Below are 20,685 nucleotides of genomic sequence, written 5' to 3' on the forward strand. Positions count from 1 at the left end.
GCCGCCGCGGGGGCCGGGTATTCGTCGACATCGACGATTTCGCCGGGACCCTGCCGAGCGAGCCGCCGCGCGAAACGCTGCCGGCGAGCGAGGTGACGAAGCATCTCGCGGCGCTGCCGTCGCGGCAGCGCGAGGTGCTGCAATCGATCGCGGTCGACAGCGTCTCGATCAAGGATACCGCGGCAAAACTGTCGATGAGCGAGGGCGCGGTGCGGGTGGCGCTGCATCGCGGCCTGTCGGCGCTCGCCGCGAAACTGAGGACGGACTGAACCCATGCAAACCGACCGCCTGATTGATGCCCTTACCGCCGACGGCGCCAGCCGCGACAAACCGGTGGGGCAGGCGCTGGCCGCCTCGCTGCTGGTGGCGTTGCCGGTGTCGGCGGCGCTGTTGCTGTCGACGCTGGGGCTGCGCCCCGACCTGCACGAGGCGATCAGCAATCCGTTCTTCGACGTGAAGTTCGTCGTGACGCTTGCGCTGGCGCTGGCGGCGATCATCGTCGCGCTGCATCTATCGCGCCCCGAGGCGACGGCGAAGGGCTGGCGCCTGCTGCTGCTGGCACCGCTGGCGATCCTGGGCCTCGCGATCGGCGTCGAGGCGATGCTGCCACAACGAAGCTCGGCGATGACGCGGCTGGTCGGCAACAATTCGCTGCTCTGTCTCGGCTCGATCCCGGTGCTGGCGCTGCCGATCCTGGCCGCGGCATTGCTCGCGCTGCGCCGCGGCGCACCGTCCCGCCCGGCGCTGGCCGGAGCGCTGGCCGGAATGCTGTCGGCCGGGCTCGCCGGCACGCTGTACGCGGCGCATTGCGCCGACGATTCTCCGCTGTTCGTCGCCACCTGGTACACGCTGGCGACCGCGATGGTCGCCGGCCTCGGCGCCGTGCTGGGTCCCCGGGTGCTGCGTTACTGAGACACCTCAGGGATGTTACTGATCTGCGAATGAATTTGACTCGCTTTGTGCCTGTGGTAGCAAAACACCAAGGGGCGCAGGATGGGCGGATTTTCGCGACGGCGGACGAGGGCATTGGTGGCGGCGTGGGTCGCTGCCTACGCGCTCGTGCTCAACGTGATGCTCGCCAGCGCGCTGCTCGCCGGCCAGTCTCCGGTCCAGCTTCTCACCGGTCACGCGTTCTGCTTCGCCGTTACCGACGCCGATACCGCCCGGGGTGATGCCGGCCAGCCGGCCAAGGCGGTTCCGATCCGCTGCCCGCTGTGCCTCGGCAACCACGTCGTCGCGACCCCGCCGCCCTTGTCTCCCGGGCTGGCGATCCGGATCGCCTTCAGCATCCGTTTTGAGGTGCCGCGCTCCGCGTCGTTCGTCGCGCTGCAGCCCTCGCTCGACTATCAGCCGCGCGGCCCGCCGGTTCTGACCTGACGATCGCGCGCGTCTGCGCGCGCCCATCTCATCGTCCGCTCAGTTGCCGGAGTTCCATCATGTCATCCGCATTTCCGCGGCCGCGCAGCCGTGTGCTCGCGCATGCCACCGCGCTCGTCTCTACCTGCCTCGTTGTCTTGCCCGCCGTGGCGCAAAGCCGTTCCGACAGCCCCCTGCCGCCGGTCACCGTGCAGGCGCCCGATCAGGCCGCGCGGCCCGCGCCGGCGCGTCCGAAGCCGCGTGCGGCGTCGCAGTCGACCCGCGCGGTGCGCAGTGCCGCGCCCGTCGCGCAGCCGTCATCGGCACCGGCCGTCAGCGAGGTCGCACGCGGGCCGGCGCTGACCGTGCTCACGGTGCAGCAGGCGCTTGCCGATATCCAGCAGACGCCCGGCGGCGTCGCGCTGGTGCCGGCCAACGCCTATCGCAATTCCACCGTGGCGAGCACTATCAAGGACATTCTCGACTACGTGCCCGGCGTGTTCGCGCAGCCGAAATGGGGCGACGACACCCGGCTGTCGATCCGCGGCTCGGGCCTGTCGCGCAATTTCCACCTGCGCGGCGTGCAGCTCTATATGGACGGGATTCCGATCAACACCGCAGACGGCTACGGCGACTTCCAGGAGATCGATCCGACCGCCTACAACTACGTCGCGGTGTATAAGGGCGCTAACGCGCTGCAATACGGCGCCAATTCGCTCGGCGGCGCGATCAACTTCGTCACCAAAACGGGACGCGATCCGTTCCCCAACGGCGTCAGCGTCGATGCCGGCGCGTTCGGTTATCGCCGGCTGCAGGCCAATGCCGGCGGCGTCAACGGGGCGTGGGACGGTTATGTCACCGCGTCGACCCAGGCCGCCGAAGGCTTCCGCAATCACAGCGACGGCGAGGCCCACCGGCTCAGCGCCAATATCGGCTACCAGATCACGCCGGACATCGAGACCCGGTTCTACCTCAACGCCAATCACGTGCGGCAGCGGATTCCCGGCAGCGTCACCAGGGATGTCGCGCTGAATGCGCCGCAGACTGCCGCGGCCAACAACGTCGCGCTCGATCAGCAGCGCAACATCGACACCGTTCGGCTCGCCAACAAGACCACGATCCGGTTCGACAACACCGTGGTCGATTTCGGCGCGTTCGGCGTCGATCGCCACCTGATGCATCCGATCTTCCAGTGGCTGGACTATCGCTACCAGGATTACGGCAGCTTCGCCAAAGTCACCGACGACCGCATCATCGGCGGCTATCGCAACCGGCTGGTCGCCGGCATCAACCTGCTGAACGGCCGGCTCGACAACAAACAATACGTCAACATTGCCGGGCAGAAGGGCGCGCTGGCGTCGTCGTCGCTCGACAAGTCGACCAACACCGCGTTCTACGTCGAGGATTCATTCTACTTCCTGCCCAACGTCGCGCTGGTCGCCGGCACGCAATTCCTGCACGCCACCCGTGACCGTCGCGATCGGTTCCTGTCGGACGGCGATCAGTCCGGCTCGACCACGTTCAATCTGTGGAGCCCGAAAGGCGGGCTGCTGTGGCAGATCGATCCGAACTGGCAGGCCTTCGCCAACGTCTCGCGCAGTGCCGAAGTGCCGAGCTTCGGCGAGAGCGCGTCGGGGCCGGGGATTCCGTTCATTCCGTTCACCAGCATCCGGCCGCAACGCGCCACCACCTACGAGATTGGCACCCGCGGGCGGCGTCCCGACCTGACCTGGGATCTCAGCCTGTACCGCGCCGAGATCAAGGACGAGCTGCTGTGCCTGTACAGCGCGTTCGGCAACTGCAACGTCACCAATGCCGACCGCACCATGCACCAAGGCGTCGAAGCCGGGCTCGGCGTGACGCTGTTCAAGCACCTGCTCGAACGGGCCGGCGCGCCGGACCGGCTGTGGCTGAACATGGCCTATACGCTGAACGACTTCCGGTTCGACGGCGACGCCAGGTTCGGCAACAACCTGCTGCCCGGCGCGCCGCGGCACTATCTGCGCGCCGAGCTGCTCTACAAAAATCCGAACGGGTTCTATATGGGCCCGAACGTCGAATGGGTGCCGCAGGCCTACTACGTCGACAGCGCCAACACGCTTCAGACCGAGCCCTACGCGCTGCTCGGCCTCAAGGCGGGCATCGACAATGGCGGGCCGTATTCGATCTATATCGAAGGCCGCAACCTCTTGAACAAGAGCTACATCGCCTCGGCCAGCATCATCGACAAGGCGAACGCCAACTCGCCGCTGTTCGAACCCGGCACCGGGCGTGCCGTCTATGCCGGCTTCAAGGCGCGGTGGTGAGGGAGAGGGGGATGTCGTCGATCCCGTTGTCGTCCCGCCGCGTGCTGCTGGTCTCCGCGGCAGCCATCGCGTCAGCCTCAATGTTCGGCGCTTCCGCGCAGGCGCAGAGTGAGGCGAGAGATCCGTTGCCGCCGGTGACGGTGCAGGCGCCCGACCAGGCACCGCGGCCCGCCGCCCGGCCGAAGCCGCGCGCCACGTCGAGCGCCAGCCGCGCCGTGCGTGCCGCCAATCGCGGCACGGCTCCGGCGCGGCCGGCCGCGGCTCCGGCGATCCAGCAAGGCGCCGGCACTGTTCCGAGCCTGACGGTGCCGACCGCCGACCAGGCCCGCCAGGAGATCCAGCGCACGCCCGGCGGAGTTGCGCTGGTGCCCGACACGGCGTTCAAGAATTCGCCGGCCAACACTATCAAGGACGCGCTCGGCTGGGTGCCGGGCGTGCTGATCCAGCAGCGCTGGGGGCCGGACGCGCGGATCTCGATCCGCGGCTCGGGCCTGTCGCGTGCCTACGGCAACCGCGGCATCAATCCGTCGATGGACGGCATCCCGATCAGCACCGCCGACGGGCTGTTCGACCTCTACGAGATCGATCCGACGGCCTATCGCTACATCGAGGTCTACAAGGGGGCCAACGGCCTGCGCTACGGCGCCAACTCGCTCGGTGGCGCGATCAATTTCGTGATGCCGACCGGGCGCGACGCGCCCGAGTTCGAGGCACGTGTCGACGGCGGCAGCTTCGGTTACTTGAAGTCGCAGGTCGCGACCGGCGGGGTCGCCGGTGCCGCGGACTGGTACATGACGATGTCGGCGCAGCGCGAGGACGGCTATCGCGAGCACAGCAAGACCGACGCCGAACGGCTGAATGCCAATGTCGGCTATCAGTTCTCGCCCGACGTCGAGACCCGGTTCTATCTGAATGTCAGCCGCTGGCGGGCGCAGATTCCCGGTGAGGTCACCAAGGATCAGGCGCTCAACTCGCCGCGTGCGGCGAATCCGGTGTGGGTGCAGCAGGACCAGCAGCGCAACATCGACTCGGTGCGCGTCGCCAACAAGACGACGTTGCGGTTTGGCGAGACCAGCGTGGATTTCGGCGCCTTCGTGCTCGAACGCCACGTGATGCATCCGATCTATCAGTGGCTGGATTTTCACGTCCACGATTACGGCGGCTTCGCCCGCGCCACCGACGACCGCTTCATCGGCGGCTTCCGCAACCGCCTGATCACCGGCGTCAACATCCAGAACGGCACCATCGACATCAACCAGTATTGGAACGTCGGCGCCGCCACCAAGGGGCCGCTGGCGGCGTCTTATTTGTGGAAGTCGCAGAACGTCTCGGCCTATGCCGACAACTCGTTCTACGTCCTGCCCAACGTCGCGGTCGTGACCGGGGCGCAGGTCCTGCACGCGGTGCGCGACCAGCAGGACCGCTACCTGGCCAACGGCGACCAGTCGGGGCGGCGTGCCTACAACCCGTTCAGTCCCAAGATCGGCGTGCTGTGGGACGTCGATCCGGCCTGGCAGGTGTACGGCAACATCTCGCGCAGCGCCGAGGTGCCGACCTACGACGTCACCACCTTCGCGTCGCCGGCGAGCACCGATATCAACGCCCAGACCGCGACGACCTACGAGATCGGCACCCGCGGCCGTCGGCCGGACCTGACCTGGGACGTGTCGCTGTATCGTGCCGAGATCCGTAACGAGCTGCAGTGTCTCACCAGCCCGGCGACGCCCGGGGCCTGCACCATCCGCAATGCCGATCGCACCGTGCATCAGGGCGTCGAAGCCGGGCTCGGCGTCGCGTTCCTGCAATCGAGCTTCGCGCAGGACGACCGGTTCTGGTTCAACGTCGCCTACACCTACAGCGACTTCCGGTTCGACGGCGACGCGACCTGGGGCAACAATCGTCTGCCGGCGGTGCCGGCGCACTATGTGCGGGCCGAGGTGCTGTACAAGCACGCATCCGGCTTCTACGCCGGGCCGAATGTCGAGTGGATGCCGCAGGCGTTCTTCGCCGACAACGCCAACACGCTGACGGTCGACCCTTATGCGCTGCTGAACTTCAAGCTCGGCTACGACGACGGCACCGGCTGGTCCGGCTATATCGAGGGCCGCAACCTGCTCGACAAGCGCTACATCTCGACCACGATTGCGGTCGAGACCGCCACGGCAGCGTCGGCGCTGTTCAATCCGGGGATAGGACGCGCGGTGTTTGCGGGGCTGCGCTATCGGATGTGAAGGCCGGAAAGCGCCGGCCGCTCAGGCGGCCGGCGGCTGCGCCGCTGCTGCGGATTGCTGCATGCGGTGGAAGCGCAGCACCTGCTGGGCGGTGGAGAGGCGCAGCCGCTCGTAGGTTTCGCGGCACTCGTCGAGGTCGTGCGATTGCGTACCGTTGATCTCGTCGCGCATGTCGATGATCTCGCGCACCGTCGCCCACGGCAGATTGCACACCTTGGCGAGGATCAGCACGCCTTCGTCGCGCGATTCGACCATCATCGACTCGGCGGCCTCCACCGTGATGTTGGCGAGGCAGGCGATCGCCTGGTTGGTCTCGTCGAATTTGCGCTGGGCGGCAAAGCTGTGCACCTCGGCGGCATTGATGCGTCCTTCCTCGAACAGCGAGCGCACCAGGCCGTGGGCGATGCTGGTCTGCCGGCTGATGCCGCGTGGCGCCGAGCGCGCCAGCCGGCTCGCCTGCCGCACGGCGTTGTCGACCTCCGCGGGCGCGTGCGAATGCGCCGCTTCGAGCTTGCTGCGCACAGTGGCCGAGGCGATCGCGATCATCTTCAGGTACTGCGCGCGGGGAATTGTACGCTGGCCGAGCGCGTCGGCGAGCCCGTCGTCGTTTTCGGCGCGCTTGGCGAGAACACAATAGCCGTTGTCCGAAAACTCGGCGCCGGGATTCCTCACCGTGCTCTGCACCACGGCCGGGTTGCCGAGCTCGACCAGCACGTCGGTCACGGCGCCGCTGAGAGTGCGGCGCGTCGAGATCGCCATCATGTGCTGCTGGCTTTTGGCCCGTGCGTTGGCGATCAGCGTCGCATCGTCGAGCTGCTCGGACTGCGACAGCACCGGTGCGGCGATCTCGATCCGGTCCTCGAAAGCGAGTTGCTGGATGATCCGCGGCGGCGCACTCACCGGGGCGAGGCGCTGCGCCAGCAGCACCTTGGCGTTGGATTCGATGTCTTCCACCAGGCAGGTGAAGACGTCGTCGAACACCTCGATCTGTTCGTCGTTGTAGGCGACGCCGCCGAGAAACAGGTCGGTGACGCGGCGCAGGGTTTCCACCCGTCGTGCGACGGTGCCGTGCGCCAGCATGGCCTGCAACTCGTCGAGCAGGTGCAGGGCCGGCCGCTTGGATCGAAGAATCATTACTCTTTCCTGGAGTGAAGACACGCGCCTGCTTCTTCAGGCGCTGGCAACTCGGTTTCGTCCGCCGTGCTTGGCCTCGTACAATGCGCGATCGGCGCGCGACAGAACGGATTCGGTGGATTCCTGCAGCGTCATGGTGGTGACGCCCGCGGACAGCGTCACCGACATGCTCGGCGAGAACGCGCTCCAGTCCAGTCCGGCCACGATCAGACGGAGCCGATCGAGGATCAGGCGGGCTTCGTCTTCGGAGGTATTGGGCAGCAGCAGCAGGAATTCCTCGCCGCCATAGCGGCCGAACCGGTCGAAGCTGCGGATGTTGGCAAAGATCGTAATCGCGAAGGTGCGCAGCACCTCGTCGCCGGTCGGATGGCCGAACGTGTCGTTGATGCGCTTGAACCAGTCGAGATCGATCAGCGCCAGCGACAGCGGCTCGCAGTGCCGTGCGGCGCGTTCGATCTCGTTGTCGAGATGCCGCATGATACGGCGTCGATTGTAGGCCCCGGTCAGCTCGTCGAGCTCGGCCAGCTCCTCGATCCGTTGATACGCCTCACGAAGCTGGATGCCGCGCTTGTACAGCGAGTCCCGCATCGCCTTGGAGAACACGCCGATGAACATGCAGCGGCCGACCGTCAGCACCAGCGCCAGCAGAGTGGCGAGCCGCTCCAGCGGCGACTGATGCGGCAGGCTGATCGGCAGGTCGGTGAGCAGGAACAGCGGAGTCAGAACGCACAGCAGGGCGCCCCAGGAGATCAGCGCCTGCCGCCGGTCGGCGCGCAGCGCCGCGAAGCCGAACACGACGAACAGTTCGAACAGGAAGAATGCGCCGATCTGCGGCACCCAGGCGGCAAATCCGATGATCAGCACCAGATGGGTGATGGCGATCGGAACCGTCAGATAGTGGTCGGGGAAGCGGTCGTTGAACCCGGACTCGGACAGCGCGAACAGGATGCTGCCGAGGATGCCGCCGCAGACCGCGAAGGTCACGGCCACGACCGGCGCAATGGTGCCGGCCTGAACGTAGATCAGCAGGATCGCGGCGTCGATCATGAAGCTGACCGCGATCAGGTCCAGCATCTGCCGGCGCTGCCGCATGCGCCGGCCGCGGACAGCGAGCATCCGTGCGTCGTCGTCAGCGCAGGCTTGAGGATCGGGCAGGGGGCCCGAGATCGCGGCAGTTCGTCCCATCGTCCGCCCGGTCGAGAGTAGAGCTACGGGAACCTACGTGGAAAAGCCTTTCGTTTTAGTATCCGCATGGTTGTGGGCGTCGCAGCGCGGGCCGGCCGGCCGGCTGATTTCAGGGGCAATTCTCCGGATTGCGGGATTTCCCGGGACAGGCTGCTGTCAGCGATGTGTGGATATGTCGCGCAAATCGCATCGCGGCTTGGTAACGTCGGAACGCTCGGAGGCTTCGACTCAGTTCCGGCCGAGGCTCCCGAAGGAGCTCTGAAACGCTGCTGCCGGCGCCGGGATTGGGCGCTGGTGGGAATCCCGGGGATCTAAAATTTGCGTTTATTTGTCGAACCTTCCGCTGGGCCGGGCCGACCAAATTCAAGAGATGGCCAGTGACGGGCAAACAGACTGCCACCGACGAGGCGCTGATCGCCAGGATCGCCCAAGGGGACCGCGTCGCGATGCAGGTGCTGTATGGCCGGTATCACGTCAAGGTCTTCCGGTTCGGGCTGCGTCTCGTCAGGAACGAACAGATCGCCGAGGATCTTATCAGCGAAGTGTTCCTCGACGTCTGGCGGCAGGCCGGCAAGTTCGAGGGACGGTCTTCGGTTTCGACCTGGCTGCTGGCGATCACGCGGTTCAAGGCGTTGTCGGCGCTGCGACGCCGCAAGGATGCCGAACTGGACGAAGATGCTGCCGCCGCGATCGAGGATCCCTCGGACGATCCAGAGATCGCAGTGCAGAAGAAGGACACCGGCGAGGCGCTACGAAAGTGCCTGACGTCGCTGTCGCCCGAACATCGAGAGATCGTCGATCTGGTGTACTACCATGAGAAATCAGTCGAAGAAGTCGCCCGGATCGTCGGAATTCCGGAGAACACGGTGAAAACCCGGCTGTTCTACGCGCGAAAGAAACTTGCCGACCTGCTGCAGGCGGCCGGCGTTCAACGAGGCTGGCCATGATGGCGATGAGCAACACGATGCCCGAGCAGCGGGAGCCGGGCGAAATCGAGGCGCTGCTGCCGTGGTACGCCGCCGGCACGCTGAACGCCCGCGACGCCCGCCGGGTCGCCGATGCGCTCGATCGCGACCCCAAGCTGGCGCGGCAATATGCCGTGATCCTCGAAGAATATGCCGCGACCATCGAGCTGAACGAGAGCCTCGGGGCGCCGTCGTCGCGGACACTGCATAAGCTGTTCGCCGCGATCGACGCCGAACCGGCCCAGGCGCCGAGCGCCGGGCGCGGCTTGGGCGCGCGGTTCGCCGGGTTTTTTGCCGGGCTGTCGCCCAAGGCGCTGGCCTGGTCGGCATCGGTCGCCGGTCTCGCGCTGTTGCTGCAAGCCGGCCTGATCGGGGCGATGCTGGCGTGGCCCGAGAGCGGTCCGCTCCGGATCGCCGCCGACGACCCGCGGCCGCGGAACATGGCGTCGGCGCCGGCCTCATCTCCTGCGTCCCCCCCGGCCGCGGCGATGCCCGAGCGTGCCGAGGCTGCCAAGACTGCGCCGCCGATGGTGATGGCGGAACGTTCGGGCGGGCCGGTGGTGCGAAGCCTGGCGCCGCCGCCGACCGCTCCGCGCGTGCTCGTCAAGTTTGCGCCCGAGGCGCGGGCCGCCGAGATCGCCTCGCTGCTCGATCAATACAACGCGGTGGTGGTCGACAGCTCGCGGGGTGGGGTGTTCCGGCTGCAATTCGGCGACCGTGCGCTGTCGAAGCAGGATCAGGAGAACCTGATCGGCCGGCTGCAAAAAGAGCCGATCGTCAGCGTGGTGCTTGCTGCGCCCTGATCCCGTCGCGTTGCACAAATCGGCGCGTCAGACCGCCTCGGCGTCATTCCGCCGCGCATGCCTGTCTATCCACGCCTGCCTCTGCCCTGTCGCCGCGAACTCCCCGTCTCGCAATGTCGGCGCGTCCGGCCGCGGCGGGCTGCCGTACGGGCTGAACTGATCCCCACATCGACGCGCGAGAAAAATCAGCAACCGGATTGAACGTCTCGGCGTTGTCGGCTGACCAATCGTTGTGGGAGCGGAAACCACCTCCCCAACGAGGCCGTACTCGGCGCGAGCGCCCATCCACCCCAGCGCTGATATGGCTTTTGACCCGCCCGGTTGTCCCCCCGGGCGGGTCTTTCGTTTGCCCGAGCCCGAACGACCGCGTCCCCGGTCGGCGACCTTCGAAGGGTTCTAACAGCGCTGGCGGCTCGTGGAGCTACGAGTTACCGCCACGCTGGACATGGTAAATTTTTGTTAACAACATCGTTCGTAAGCTTTGCGTCGATTCGTGTGTTGCGTCGCGTTCATTTTCCCTCTCCTGGCGGATTGACCATGGAACAGACCGACGCCGAGCGTGGCCGTGCGCTCGTCGAGCGCTGGTGCTTGCTCGCAGAGCAGCGGCTCGACTACCTCACCGAGCTGTTCGAAACCGGTCGGTGGCGACGGTTCTTCGGTGAACGCGAATTCCTGGAGAACGTCCAGGAAGCCAAAGCCGCGGTCGAATCCTGGCGCGGCCTGCTGAAGCGCGAAGCGACCTTGGACAATCGTCCGGTCGATCTGTCCTGGCTCGGCCGCAACAAGAAGGTCCCGCCGCGGCTGGCGTTCTACTTCGATGGCGAGGCTGTCAACGGCTCGCCCTCGTACGCGCTGCCTCACTCGGCACCTCGGTCGGCCCAGCCGCCGCGCGTCGCCACTCCCGCAAAACCCATCAAGCCCGCCGAGCCGGTGCGTGCCCCGGTTGCCCCGGAGCCCGCCCCCGCGATCGTCCCCGACGATGTTCCGGTGTGGATGCACGCGCTCGATCCGGCGCGACTCGAGCAGCGCTACTCACTGTTGCGCAAGGTGAGCTGACGCGTAGGTCCGTGCTGATTCGCGCAGGACGCGTTCGCGCGATTCATCCACAGCATCGGCCGATGCGACCTTCGTCGTAAGGCAGGAGTTCGTCGGCCTCGCATCGTGCGCCGGTCCCTCCGCAGCTCGGCTTACTAACACCAACAGTTACTTCGGCTTTGCGACCGCGTTTGATGTCGATCAAGCTCTGAAGTTATCGCCGATCTGGTGATGGGCGCAAACTAACGCCAATGCGCGCCGAATTGCGCCGCCGATGTTTAACGGATTGGAACGAATTTCGGCGCACTCATTGCGTGCGATCCGGTTCCGGATTCGCTCATAAGATGAAATCACAGGAGGGATCAGCGGCGACGTGCGCGTCCCTTGTCGTGCCGCGGGTTCCTCTTTTCATGCGCTGAGTGCAGCCACGCTTTCGCGCGGCCTCGTCGGGAAAGAGATCATGCCTAGTGCTCATTCGTCGCCTGTCCCGTCCGCCGCGACGGGCCTGTTTTCGTTCTTCACCAACCGCAAGATCGGCTTCAAGATCGCCATCGGCTTCGCCGCCGTGCAGGTGCTGATGGCGGTGCTGGCGATTCTGAACTACACGAATTTTGGAAAGCTCGGAGATGCGTTTTCGAGCTTCGATCAGCGCGTCGGCGTCGTCGATGCGGTCCGTAACGTCGAGCAGAACTTCACCAACTTCAGGCGGACCGTGCGCGAATACAGCCTCACCGGCGAGGATACGCTGATCGCCGAGGCGGGCAAGCGCCGCGCCGAGCTGCAGGACAACATCCAGCAGGCGATGCAGCTTGTTCGCGATCCCGGTCGTCGTGCGGCGATGGTCGAACTAGGCAGCAAGTTCGCCTCCTATGTCGCGCAGTTCGACGAGCTGACCAAGCTCCGGCAGGATCAGAACAGGTTGTCGGCGACCGTGCTCGGACCGGTGGGGCAGCGGATCGTCGGCCAGCTCGAGCAACTGCAATCCGCGACGATGAGCGGCGACGGCAACAGTGATCAGGCGCTCCTGGTCGGACAAGCGATGAAGCAGTTTCTGCTGCTGCGGCTGTCCGCCAGCAAGGTCCTGGGCATTCATCTGGAGAAGGCCGCCCAGGCCGGCGCCGAAAAGGCGCTCGCCGATTTCAGAACCGTGCTGTCGACCATGAAGACGGTGCTCGCCACCGCGGCCGAGCGCAAGCAGCTCGCCGCGATCGAGGCCGACCTTGCGATCTACGCCGACGGCTACCAGCAGTCGGTGCGCGATGTCGTCGGGATCGATGCGACCATTGCGGCGATGACCAAGGTGGCGCAATCGCTGGCGCTCGATGCAGCGACCATCAAGCAGTCCGGTGTCGCCGAACAGAAGCAGATCGGCCACCAGACCGCGGCGCTGATCGGTGAGACCCAGACCCAGATCCTGCTGATCACTCTCGGCGCGATGGCGATCGGCTTCGTGCTCGCCTGGTTGATCGGACGCGCGGTGTCGGGGCCGATCGTGGCGATGTCCGGCGTGATGAAGGAGCTGGCTGCCGGCAACACCGATGTCGAGATCGTCGGCTCCGGCCGTCTCGACGAGATCGGGCTGATGGCCTGTACGGTCGAGGTGTTTCGCAACAACTCGCTCGAATGCGACCGGCTGAAGGCCGAGCAGGAGGAAGCCGAGCGCCGGGTCGCCGCCGAGCACAAGGCGGAGATGCAGCGCCTCGCCGATCATTTCGAAGGCGCGGTCGGCGAGATCATTGAGACCGTGACCTCGGCCGCGACCGAGCTCGAGGCATCCGCCGGGACGCTGACCTCCACCGCCGAGCATTCGCAGGAGCTCGCCACCTCGGTCGCTGCGGCGTCCGAACAGGCATCGTCGAACGTGCAGTCGGTGGCGTCGGCGACCGAGCAGATGACCTCGTCGATCACCGAGATCAGTCGCCAGGTTCAGGAATCGGCGCGGATCGCCGGCGACGCGGTCGATCAGGCGCGCAAGACCAACGACCGCATCGGCCAACTCGCGGATGCGGCAAATCGGATCGGCGCCGTGGTCGAACTGATCAACACCATCGCCGGCCAGACCAATCTGCTGGCGCTCAACGCCACCATCGAAGCGGCGCGCGCCGGCGACGCCGGCCGCGGCTTCGCGGTGGTGGCGCAGGAGGTGAAGGCGCTGGCCGAACAGACCGGGAAGGCGACCGGCGAGATCAGTCAGCAGATCGGCAGTATGCAGTCGGCGACGCAGGAGTCGGTCGGGGCGATCCGCGAGATCGGCGGCACCATCGAGCGGATGTCGGAGATCGCATCGACCATCGCCTCGGCTGTGGAAGAACAGGGGGCGGCGACGCAGGAGATCTCCCGCAACGTGCAGCAGGCGGCGCGTGGTACGCAGGACGTGTCGGCCCACGTCGTCGACGTGCAGCGTGGCGCCACTGAGACCGGCACCGCGTCGGCACAGGTCCACTCCGCCGCGCAATTGCTGTCGCGCGACAGCAATCGCCTCAAGGACGAAGTCACCCGCTTCGTCGAGACGGTGCGGGCGGCGTAGCCCGAGGCTCGCGCTCGCTGACTTTCGCATCCTTCGACGTGTCGCGCCCGGGCTCCCCCGGGCGCACGCGTTTGCGCCGTCCGTGTTCAGATGCCGCCTGTGTTCAAATAGTGACAACTATTCCAAATATCATGAAGTGCGGTATCTTAATGCTTCACTGTATTGTTGCACCTTCGACACTGTGATTACCTGTGCCGCACAGGCTGGGGACGCATGTGCTGAGGGTGTTGCGGAGCGAGGTGAAGGAGACGGCATCGGCCGCGCATCCGCGTCGTCCGAACCGCTTGCCTGTGTTCCGCTCCCATTCCGACTGGCTCGCCTCCGCGCTGCGGATGTCGACCTGTTGGATAGTCACGTTCGCGCTGCTGCTGCAGATCGCCTTGTCGGTGATGCCACCCGCGGGTGCCAGCTCGCTCGAGGTTCTCAGCAGCGCCGGCATCTGCCACTCGATCGACACCTCCGCGCCCGCCGACTCGCAGGATCGCGTGGTGGTGCACTTCAAGTGCATTGCCTGCATTCTGATCTGCAGCCTTCCGCCGCCGTCGCAGGTCGTCACCGCGGCGCCGAGTCTGGCCTGGGCCTGGCTCGCTCAGCGCTGGCCGCCGACCGAGGCCGCTCCGCGTAGCGCCCCGGTCTCGTCGCATTCCGCTCGCGGACCTCCGGAGCTAGCGTAACCGCACCGATCGCTGATCGCGCGCTTCGGCCTGCGACGGCGATGCCTTGCCGTTTCGCTGCTGTCACCGTCGCGTCTGCTCGTTGCAGCGCACGGCGTCAGATGTCCTGCGCCAGCCCGATGCTGCGCGCGCTCGACTTTCCGTGAGTTCTCGTCATGTCGTCCATTTCCTGCGCCGGCCTGCGCCGGTCCCTGCTGCTGTCCACCTCGCTGCTGTCGCTGCCGTTAGCGGCGTTTGCCGTCTCCGCCATCGCGTTGTCGCCATCGCCGGCTTCGGCACAAGCGGCGAGCAGTCTGTCGACCATCGTGGTCGATTCCGCCAAGCCACGTGCCAAGCCGCGCGTTCGCGCCCCGACAACCTCGCCGCAGCGCGGTCCGGTGATCCGCGCCGCCGCCATGCCGCCGCCGCCCGCAGCGCCGGCGGCCGAGCCGGTCTCCCCCTCGGCCACCACGCTGCCGGGCTCGGCGGCAGTAGCGCGCAGCCTCGGCACCAGCGATACGGCGTCGTTGGTCACCGACATTCCCGGCGGCGCGGTGTGGGGCGCCGGCGGCGTCTCCAGCCTGCCGGCGCTGAACGGCGTCGGCGCCGATCGCGTGCAGGTGGCGATCAACTCGATGCTGATCAGCCCGGCATGCCCGAACGAGATGAATCCGCCGCTGTCCTTCGTCAACCCGCAGATGATCGCCAGCATGCGCGCCTATCTCGGCGTCGCGCCGGTCAGTGTCGGCGGCGACTACATCGGCGGCAAGATCGACGTCACCACCGCGCCGCCGCTGTTCGCAACCGGGCCGAGCCTGCTGACCACCGCGACGGTCTCGGGCTTCTATCGCAGCAACGGCAACGCCTACGGCGTCGATGCGCGCGCCACGATCGCCAATCAGGACACCAGCGTCACCTACACCGGCGGCTGGGCCCGCTCGGGCAACTACAAGGCCGGCAACGGCATGACGGTGAAGTCGACGCTGTGGGAGGTGCAGAACCACGCCGTCAGCATCTCGCGGCAGAGCGCCGGCAACCTGTTCACGCTGCAGGTCGGCGGGCAGTTCATCCCGTATCAGGGCTACGTCAACCAGTACATGGACATGGTGTCCAACCGCTCGATGTTCGTCAACGGCCGCTACGACGGCGTGTTCGACTGGGGCAAGCTGGAGACGTCGGCGTTCTATCACCGCATCCGGCACACCATGGGCTTCATCGCGCCGGACAAGATCGCCGACATGCCGATGGATACCCGCGGCACCGACCTCGGCTACAATATCAAGGCGTCGGTGATCGCCTCTGACCACGATCTGATCCGCATCGGCAACGAGACCCATGCGTACCGCCTCGACGACTGGTGGGATCCGGTGCCGGGCTCCGGGATGATGATGTCGCCCAACACCTTCATCAACATCAACGACGGCCGCCGCACCCGGCTCGGCACCTTCGTCGAGTGGGAGCGGCACTGGAATCGGGAATGGACGACGCTGTTCGGCCTGCGCAACGATGTGGTGTGGATGGGGACGGGGAACGTCCAGGGCTACAGTTCGATGTACGCAGCCGATGCGGCACGCTTCAATGGCGGCGACCGCGACCGCACCGACGTCAATTTCGACGGCTCGGCGCTGATCCGCTATGAACCCAACGCGATCAGCCAGTTCGAGCTCGGCCTCGCGCGCAAGACCCGCTCGCCGAATTTGTATGAGCGCTACACCTGGTCGAACACCGCGATGGCGATGAAGATGATCGGCTGGTTCGGCGACGGCAACGGCTATGTCGGCAACGTCGATCTCGCTCCGGAGAAGGCTCATACGGTGAGCTTCACCGCGGCGTGGCACGATCCGGCGCAGAAGCTGTGGGAGGTCCGGGTTACGCCGTATTACAGCTATGTGCAGGACTACATCGACGTGAACCGCTGCTTCGTCGCGGGCAGCTCGAGCTGCAATGCGGCGAACCTGACCAAGAGTAGCGCCTTCGTGTTCCTGCAGTTCGCCAACCACGACGCCGAACTCTACGGCGTCAATCTCGACGGGCGGCTGACGGCGTGGGACAATTCGGCTTACGGCCGGGGCGTACTCCGCGGCCAGTTCGCCTACGTGCACGGCCGGCGCACCGACGGCATCAATTTGTATCACGTGATGCCGGTCAACGCGAAGCTCGGGCTCGATCACGAGCTCGGCGGCTGGGTCAACGGCATCGAGCTGCAACTGGTCGGCGCCAAGACCCAGGTGAGCGAAGTGCGCAACGAAACCACCACCTCGGCCTACGCGCTGCTCAACCTGCGCACCGGCTATCGCTGGGAGAATGTGCGGCTCGACATCGGCGTCGATAACGTGTTCGACAAGTTCTACACCCTGCCGCTCGGCGGGGCCGACCTCGTCGACTACCGCGCGGCCTCGATGATGGGCGGCTCCTCCCCGATCTGGGGCTACGGCGTGCCCGGCATGGGCCGCTCGTTCAACACGCGACTGACGGTGTCGTTCTGATCGCGTTCGGGGCCGCTTCCAATTTCGGGAGCGGCCCCTTCGCGTTGTCCGCTAAGGCAGGAATCATTGCGAGGAGAATGACCGCTCGGTCGGGCGCGGGACTGTTTTCACCGCACCGAATTGCTGCCGAGCGCGACCTGGGTGAACCGCGTGGCGCCCGGCAGGGTCAGATCCGGCGTCACCGGTGTTGCATGATCGAGGCCGACCACTGCGCCGCGCGGGGTTTCGGCGATCGTGTTGCCGGTGATCGTTGCGGTACCGGCGCCGTCCATCACCGAGACGCCGATGCCGATGAAGCTCTTGCGCACGACATTGCCGGTGATCGCGACGTCGCGCAGATACTTGCCCCAGCCGGCGACGATGCCGAACGAGGGTGCGTTCTCGATCACGTTGCCCGACACCGCGGTGTCGGCTTCGACATAGATGCCGATGCCGGCGTCGTCGTCCGGCGCGGTGCCGATCGGCCGCTTCGGCCTGAGGTTGCGGATGATGTTGCCCTGCACGGTGCTGAGTCGTCCGCCTTCGTTGAAATTGCACACCGAGACGCCGAGCGCGGCGCCGTCCACGGTATTGCTCGCGATCACCGCGCCTTCGAAAGCGAATTCCGAATACAGCGCCACCTCGCGCACGTCGGACACGCTATTGCCGGTGATCTGGATGTTCGAGGCGGAATTGCCGCGCACCGCGGAGTAATCGCAATCCTTGATGCGGTTGCCGCTGATCACCACGTTGCCGGCGCGAAAGGCGTTGATGGCGTTGCCGTACTGGCCCGAGCCGCCCGGGCCGGCCTTGATGTTCTCGATCCGGTTGCCGGTGACCAGCGTGCCGTCGTCGCCGATCGCGGTGCGCAGGATTTCGATGCCGTTGTGGTTGGTGTCGATGATGGTGTTGCGATCGACGCGCAGCCCCTTGGCGTCGAACGACACCACGCCGGTGACCGCGATCTTCGTCAATGTGTTGTTGCTGATCGCGCCGGACGTCGCCTCCAGCCAGACGCCGGAGCCGCCGCTGGCGGTGATCGCGCAATCCTGGATCAGCAAGTCCTGCGCCTCGATGCAGTGCACGAGGCCCCGCCGGCTCGGCAGCGGAATGCCGGCGCCGTCGATGACGAGACCGGACAGCGTCGCCGTCTCCGCGCCCTGGCTGTCGAACAGCGATGGCCCGCCGGTGAAGAGCAGGCGGGTGGCGCCACGCACGCCGGAGAGCTGCGCGCCGGACGACAGCCTCAGCCGGCCGGTGCGATAGGTGCCCGGCGGCAGCGCCAGCGGCACGCGCCGCGTGGCGGCGTCGTCGATCGCGCGTTGCAGGGCGGTGGTCTGGTCTTCGGAACTATCAGGACGGACGCCGGACAGCGCGGCATCGCGGCCGCGGCGCGACGTCGGAGCGGCGGCGAGCGGGGTGGCGGTTAGCGCCAGCGCGCCGGCGGATGCCAGAATGCCGAGGACGTCGCGGCGGTGCGGGGCCATGGCGCGCGTGCTCCTGTGCGATGATCTGCTGCGACCAGAACTAACGCAGAATCTGCCGTGGCGCTGACGATCGCGCCGCGCCGGAGTAGCGATGTTTGGCCGTAGGGTTAACCCGGCTCAGGCTGCGGCGCGGCGTGCCGCGCGGGTCAGCCGCACCAGTTCGAGCAGCATGGCCTCGCCAGCATCGACCAGATGCTCGGCGGTGATCCGACTTCCCGGCCAAGCGGTGCCGTCGCGGCTGATCAGCGGCACGTGCACGAAGGCGGTGAGGCGCGGGCCGCCCGGCGCCTGCGTCGCCTCGATCCCGCGCCAGCACAGATAGTTGCACAGATAGCGCCCGGCGTCGCGCGACAGCCGCGCATCGATCCCGGTGAGCTGCGCTGCGCGCGCCAGCCTCGCGCCATGCGGACCGAACCCGCGCGCAGCTTCGCCTGGCGCGATCTGGCCGTGGCGCAGCGTCACCTGCTCGGCGTCGGGCCACAGCGTGGTGATGGCGTTGCGGGCGCGGGTCTCGATCCGGACGTGCCGGGTCGACGCGGCGAGGCCGAACATCAGCAGCGCATCGGGCCGATGCTGCGCCAGCAGCGCCGGCAGGTCGCGATCGACCGCGCGGTAGCTGACGTTGAAGACGTGGCCGGCGCGCGTGACGTCGTCCAATGCCGGTCGGCGCAATTTCACGAGACGGTCGACCAGCGCGGGAGTCGGATTGAACGGCGCACCGGGAAACGGTCCGAAGCCGGTGATCAGGATGCGCAGGCCGCTCACCCGATCAGCTCCGCGACCTGATCGGCGCCGAGCGTCGGGGTGATCGTGCCTTCGGCGACGGCGGCCTCGGTGGATCTGACCTTCGCGCGGATCGAAGGATCGCTGCGCAGCTTCGCCTTCCAGCGATCTTCCAGCAGCGTCCACATCCATTTGACCTGCTGCTCGCGCCGCCGCGCGTCGAACTCGCCCGACGGCGTCGTCGCGGTGCGATGGTCGAGCACCGATTGCCACAGCTCGGCGATGCCGTTGCCGGTCGCGGCCGAGTAGGTGATCACCGGCGGCTGCCAATGCATCGAGCGCGGCGTCAGGATATGCAGCGCGGCGCGATACTCGCCGGCGGCGAGATTGGCGCGGGGGATGTTGTCGCCGTCGGCCTTGTTGATGGCGATCATGTCGGCGAGCTCGACCAGGCCCTTCTTGATGCCCTGCAGCTCATCGCCGGCGCCGGGCAGCATCAGGGCCAGGAAGAAGTCGGTCATGTCGCAGACCGCCGTTTCGGACTGGCCGATGCCGACGGTCTCGACCAGCACGACGTCGAAGCCGGCGGCCTCGCACAGCAGCATCGCCTCGCGGGTCTTGGCGGCGACGCCGCCGAGCGTGCCCGAGGACGGCGAGGGGCGGATGAAGGCGTTTGGTTCGGCCGACAGCCGCGCCATCCGGGTCTTGTCGCCGAGGATCGAGCCGCCGGTGCGCGCCGAGGACGGATCGACCGCCAGCACCGCGACCTTGTGGCCCTGGCTGATCAGATACATCCCGAGCGCGTCGATGGTCGTCGACTTGCCGACGCCGGGCGAGCCGGTGATGCCGACCCGGATCGCGCGTCCGGTGTCGGGCAGCAGCTCCTGCACCAGCGCGCGCGCGGACGCCTGATGGTCGGCGCGGCGGCTCTCGATCAGGGTGATGGCGCGCGCCAGCGCGGCGCGATGGCCACTGCGGACCTCGCTGGCCAGCGACGGCAAATCGATCGGTTTCTTACTTGTTGCGGTCATCATCGCCTTTCGGGCGCTCGCCGCCGAAGATCGCGCGGCCTTCCGCCGACAAATACGGCTTCAGCGCGGTCCACGGCACGAAGGCATCGTAGTTGCCCTCGGCATAGGCTCCGACGGCGTAGGGAGCGTAGTGGAACTTCAGGCCGGAACTCTTGCCGGATTCGGTCGACGGCGCCAACGTCACCGGGCCGATCTTCAGTAGCTTCGGCTCGATGCTCTTGACGTAGTCCTCGCCGTCATCCTCGGTGCCGCGCGCTTTCTTCTCGGCCCTCAGCGCTGCGATCACGCCCTTGACCATCGCCTGCATCGCCGGACTGCCGTCGGACAGATCGGTGAAGAACGGCCGGATGCTGATGCGCTTGCCGAGCTGCTTTTCCCACAGAATGGTGTCGATCTCGGTGTTGGGATGGGCGCCGCCGGTGTAGCTGTAGTCGGTGCGCAGGACCGAGACGTAGCGGCCGGCGACCTCCGAATCCACCGCGTAGCTGCGCTCGTAGGTCCACGGGCCGTTGCGGAACAGCGCCGGATCGCTCTTGTATTCCGGCTCGGCCTCGGTGCGCTGCTGAGCGATCCATGTCTTGCCCTCGGCCAAGCAATTCTCGGCGAGCTTGGCATCGGCCTTGATCGCTGCATCGAGCATCACCGTGCCGTCGATCGCCTTGGTCTTGACGGCGAAGTCGGGCTTCGGCTTCGCCGGCTCGGCGAGGGCGGGGGAGCCGATCGCCAGACAGGCCAGAATGACGAGCGGGTAAACACGGAAGTGAGATGAGAGCATATCGAGCCT

Annotated in this window: 17 protein-coding genes; 11 read left to right on the forward strand and 6 right to left on the reverse strand. The window is 66.7% G+C overall.

Annotated features, from left to right (window positions below; genetic code table 11):
• From DU475_RS09460 to DU475_RS09480, 5 genes are all read left to right on the forward strand, one after another.
• Positions 1–269, forward strand: a 269-nt coding sequence (locus tag DU475_RS09460; protein WP_283812071.1) for a sigma factor-like helix-turn-helix DNA-binding protein, incomplete at its 5' end; no start/stop codon positions are given.
• 4 nt (positions 270–273) lie between these two features.
• Complete coding sequence (locus DU475_RS09465) at positions 274–912, forward strand: NrsF family protein (RefSeq protein ID WP_013503388.1); 639 nt, start codon at positions 274–276, stop codon at positions 910–912.
• 117 nt (positions 913–1,029) lie between these two features.
• A complete protein-coding gene (locus DU475_RS09470; protein ID WP_235677212.1) occupies positions 1,030–1,377 on the forward strand; it encodes a DUF2946 family protein in 348 nt (115 codons plus the stop codon).
• 59 nt (positions 1,378–1,436) lie between these two features.
• Positions 1,437–3,662 carry a TonB-dependent receptor family protein gene (locus DU475_RS09475; protein ID WP_164631920.1) on the forward strand — a complete coding sequence of 742 codons (2,226 nt, stop codon included), beginning with the start codon at positions 1,437–1,439 and terminating at the stop codon, positions 3,660–3,662.
• Between the two features lie 11 nt (positions 3,663–3,673).
• Positions 3,674–5,893: a TonB-dependent receptor family protein gene (locus DU475_RS09480; RefSeq protein WP_164631922.1), complete on the forward strand. Its 2,220-nt coding sequence runs from the start codon at positions 3,674–3,676 to the stop codon at positions 5,891–5,893.
• Between the two features lie 21 nt (positions 5,894–5,914).
• On the opposite strand, the gene DU475_RS09485 is transcribed toward DU475_RS09480, so the two are convergent.
• Positions 5,915–7,027: a DUF2336 domain-containing protein gene (locus tag DU475_RS09485; protein ID WP_013503385.1), complete on the reverse strand. Its 1,113-nt coding sequence runs from the start codon at positions 7,025–7,027 to the stop codon at positions 5,915–5,917.
• A gap of 36 nt (positions 7,028–7,063) precedes the next feature.
• On the reverse strand, positions 7,064–8,212 hold the full coding sequence (locus DU475_RS09490) for a GGDEF domain-containing protein (RefSeq protein WP_205524302.1): 1,149 nt from the start codon (positions 8,210–8,212) through the stop codon (positions 7,064–7,066).
• 377 nt (positions 8,213–8,589) lie between these two features.
• On the opposite strand from DU475_RS09490, the gene DU475_RS09495 reads away from it, so the two are divergent.
• From DU475_RS09495 to DU475_RS09520, 6 genes are all read left to right on the forward strand, one after another.
• On the forward strand, positions 8,590–9,159 hold the full coding sequence (locus tag DU475_RS09495; RefSeq protein WP_164631925.1) for a sigma-70 family RNA polymerase sigma factor: 570 nt from the start codon (positions 8,590–8,592) through the stop codon (positions 9,157–9,159).
• On the forward strand, positions 9,156–9,980 hold the full coding sequence (locus DU475_RS09500; RefSeq protein ID WP_142882290.1) for a hypothetical protein: 825 nt from the start codon (positions 9,156–9,158) through the stop codon (positions 9,978–9,980). The genes DU475_RS09495 and DU475_RS09500 overlap by 4 nt, the downstream gene beginning before the upstream one ends.
• A gap of 537 nt (positions 9,981–10,517) precedes the next feature.
• The gene (locus DU475_RS09505; RefSeq protein ID WP_047308209.1) at positions 10,518–11,036 is read left to right on the forward strand and encodes a TIGR03809 family protein; all 519 of its coding nucleotides are present in this window, start codon (positions 10,518–10,520) and stop codon (positions 11,034–11,036) included.
• A 439-nt stretch (positions 11,037–11,475) separates the two neighbouring features.
• A complete protein-coding gene (locus DU475_RS09510) occupies positions 11,476–13,542 on the forward strand; it encodes a HAMP domain-containing methyl-accepting chemotaxis protein (protein WP_047308210.1) in 2,067 nt (688 codons plus the stop codon).
• A gap of 215 nt (positions 13,543–13,757) precedes the next feature.
• Positions 13,758–14,216, forward strand: coding sequence for a hypothetical protein (locus tag DU475_RS09515; protein ID WP_164631926.1), 459 nt, complete (start codon positions 13,758–13,760; stop codon positions 14,214–14,216).
• Positions 14,217–14,371: 155 nt separating this feature from the next.
• Positions 14,372–16,681, forward strand: a complete 2,310-nt coding sequence (locus DU475_RS09520; protein WP_164631928.1) for a TonB-dependent receptor — start codon at positions 14,372–14,374, stop codon at positions 16,679–16,681.
• A gap of 107 nt (positions 16,682–16,788) precedes the next feature.
• Here DU475_RS09520 and DU475_RS09525 read toward each other — a convergent pair whose 3' ends face one another.
• The 4 genes from DU475_RS09525 to DU475_RS09540 form a co-directional block, all read right to left on the reverse strand.
• Positions 16,789–18,147: a TIGR03808 family TAT-translocated repetitive protein gene (locus DU475_RS09525; RefSeq protein ID WP_164631930.1), complete on the reverse strand. Its 1,359-nt coding sequence runs from the start codon at positions 18,145–18,147 to the stop codon at positions 16,789–16,791.
• Between the two features lie 117 nt (positions 18,148–18,264).
• Complete coding sequence (locus DU475_RS09530; RefSeq protein WP_013503376.1) at positions 18,265–18,912, reverse strand: pyroglutamyl-peptidase I; 648 nt, start codon at positions 18,910–18,912, stop codon at positions 18,265–18,267.
• Positions 18,909–19,901, reverse strand: a complete 993-nt coding sequence (gene meaB, locus DU475_RS09535) for a methylmalonyl Co-A mutase-associated GTPase MeaB (RefSeq protein ID WP_047308214.1) — start codon at positions 19,899–19,901, stop codon at positions 18,909–18,911. The genes DU475_RS09530 and meaB overlap by 4 nt, the downstream gene beginning before the upstream one ends.
• Positions 19,885–20,676 (reverse strand): DUF3298 and DUF4163 domain-containing protein, encoded by a 792-nt coding sequence (locus tag DU475_RS09540; protein ID WP_164631931.1) that lies wholly within the window; start codon positions 20,674–20,676, stop codon positions 19,885–19,887. The genes meaB and DU475_RS09540 overlap by 17 nt, the downstream gene beginning before the upstream one ends.
• Positions 20,677–20,685: the final 9 nt, after the last annotated feature.

Source organism: Rhodopseudomonas sp. WA056, from assembly GCF_010906995.1.
Lineage (GTDB): Bacteria > Pseudomonadota > Alphaproteobacteria > Rhizobiales > Xanthobacteraceae > Rhodopseudomonas > Rhodopseudomonas palustris_G.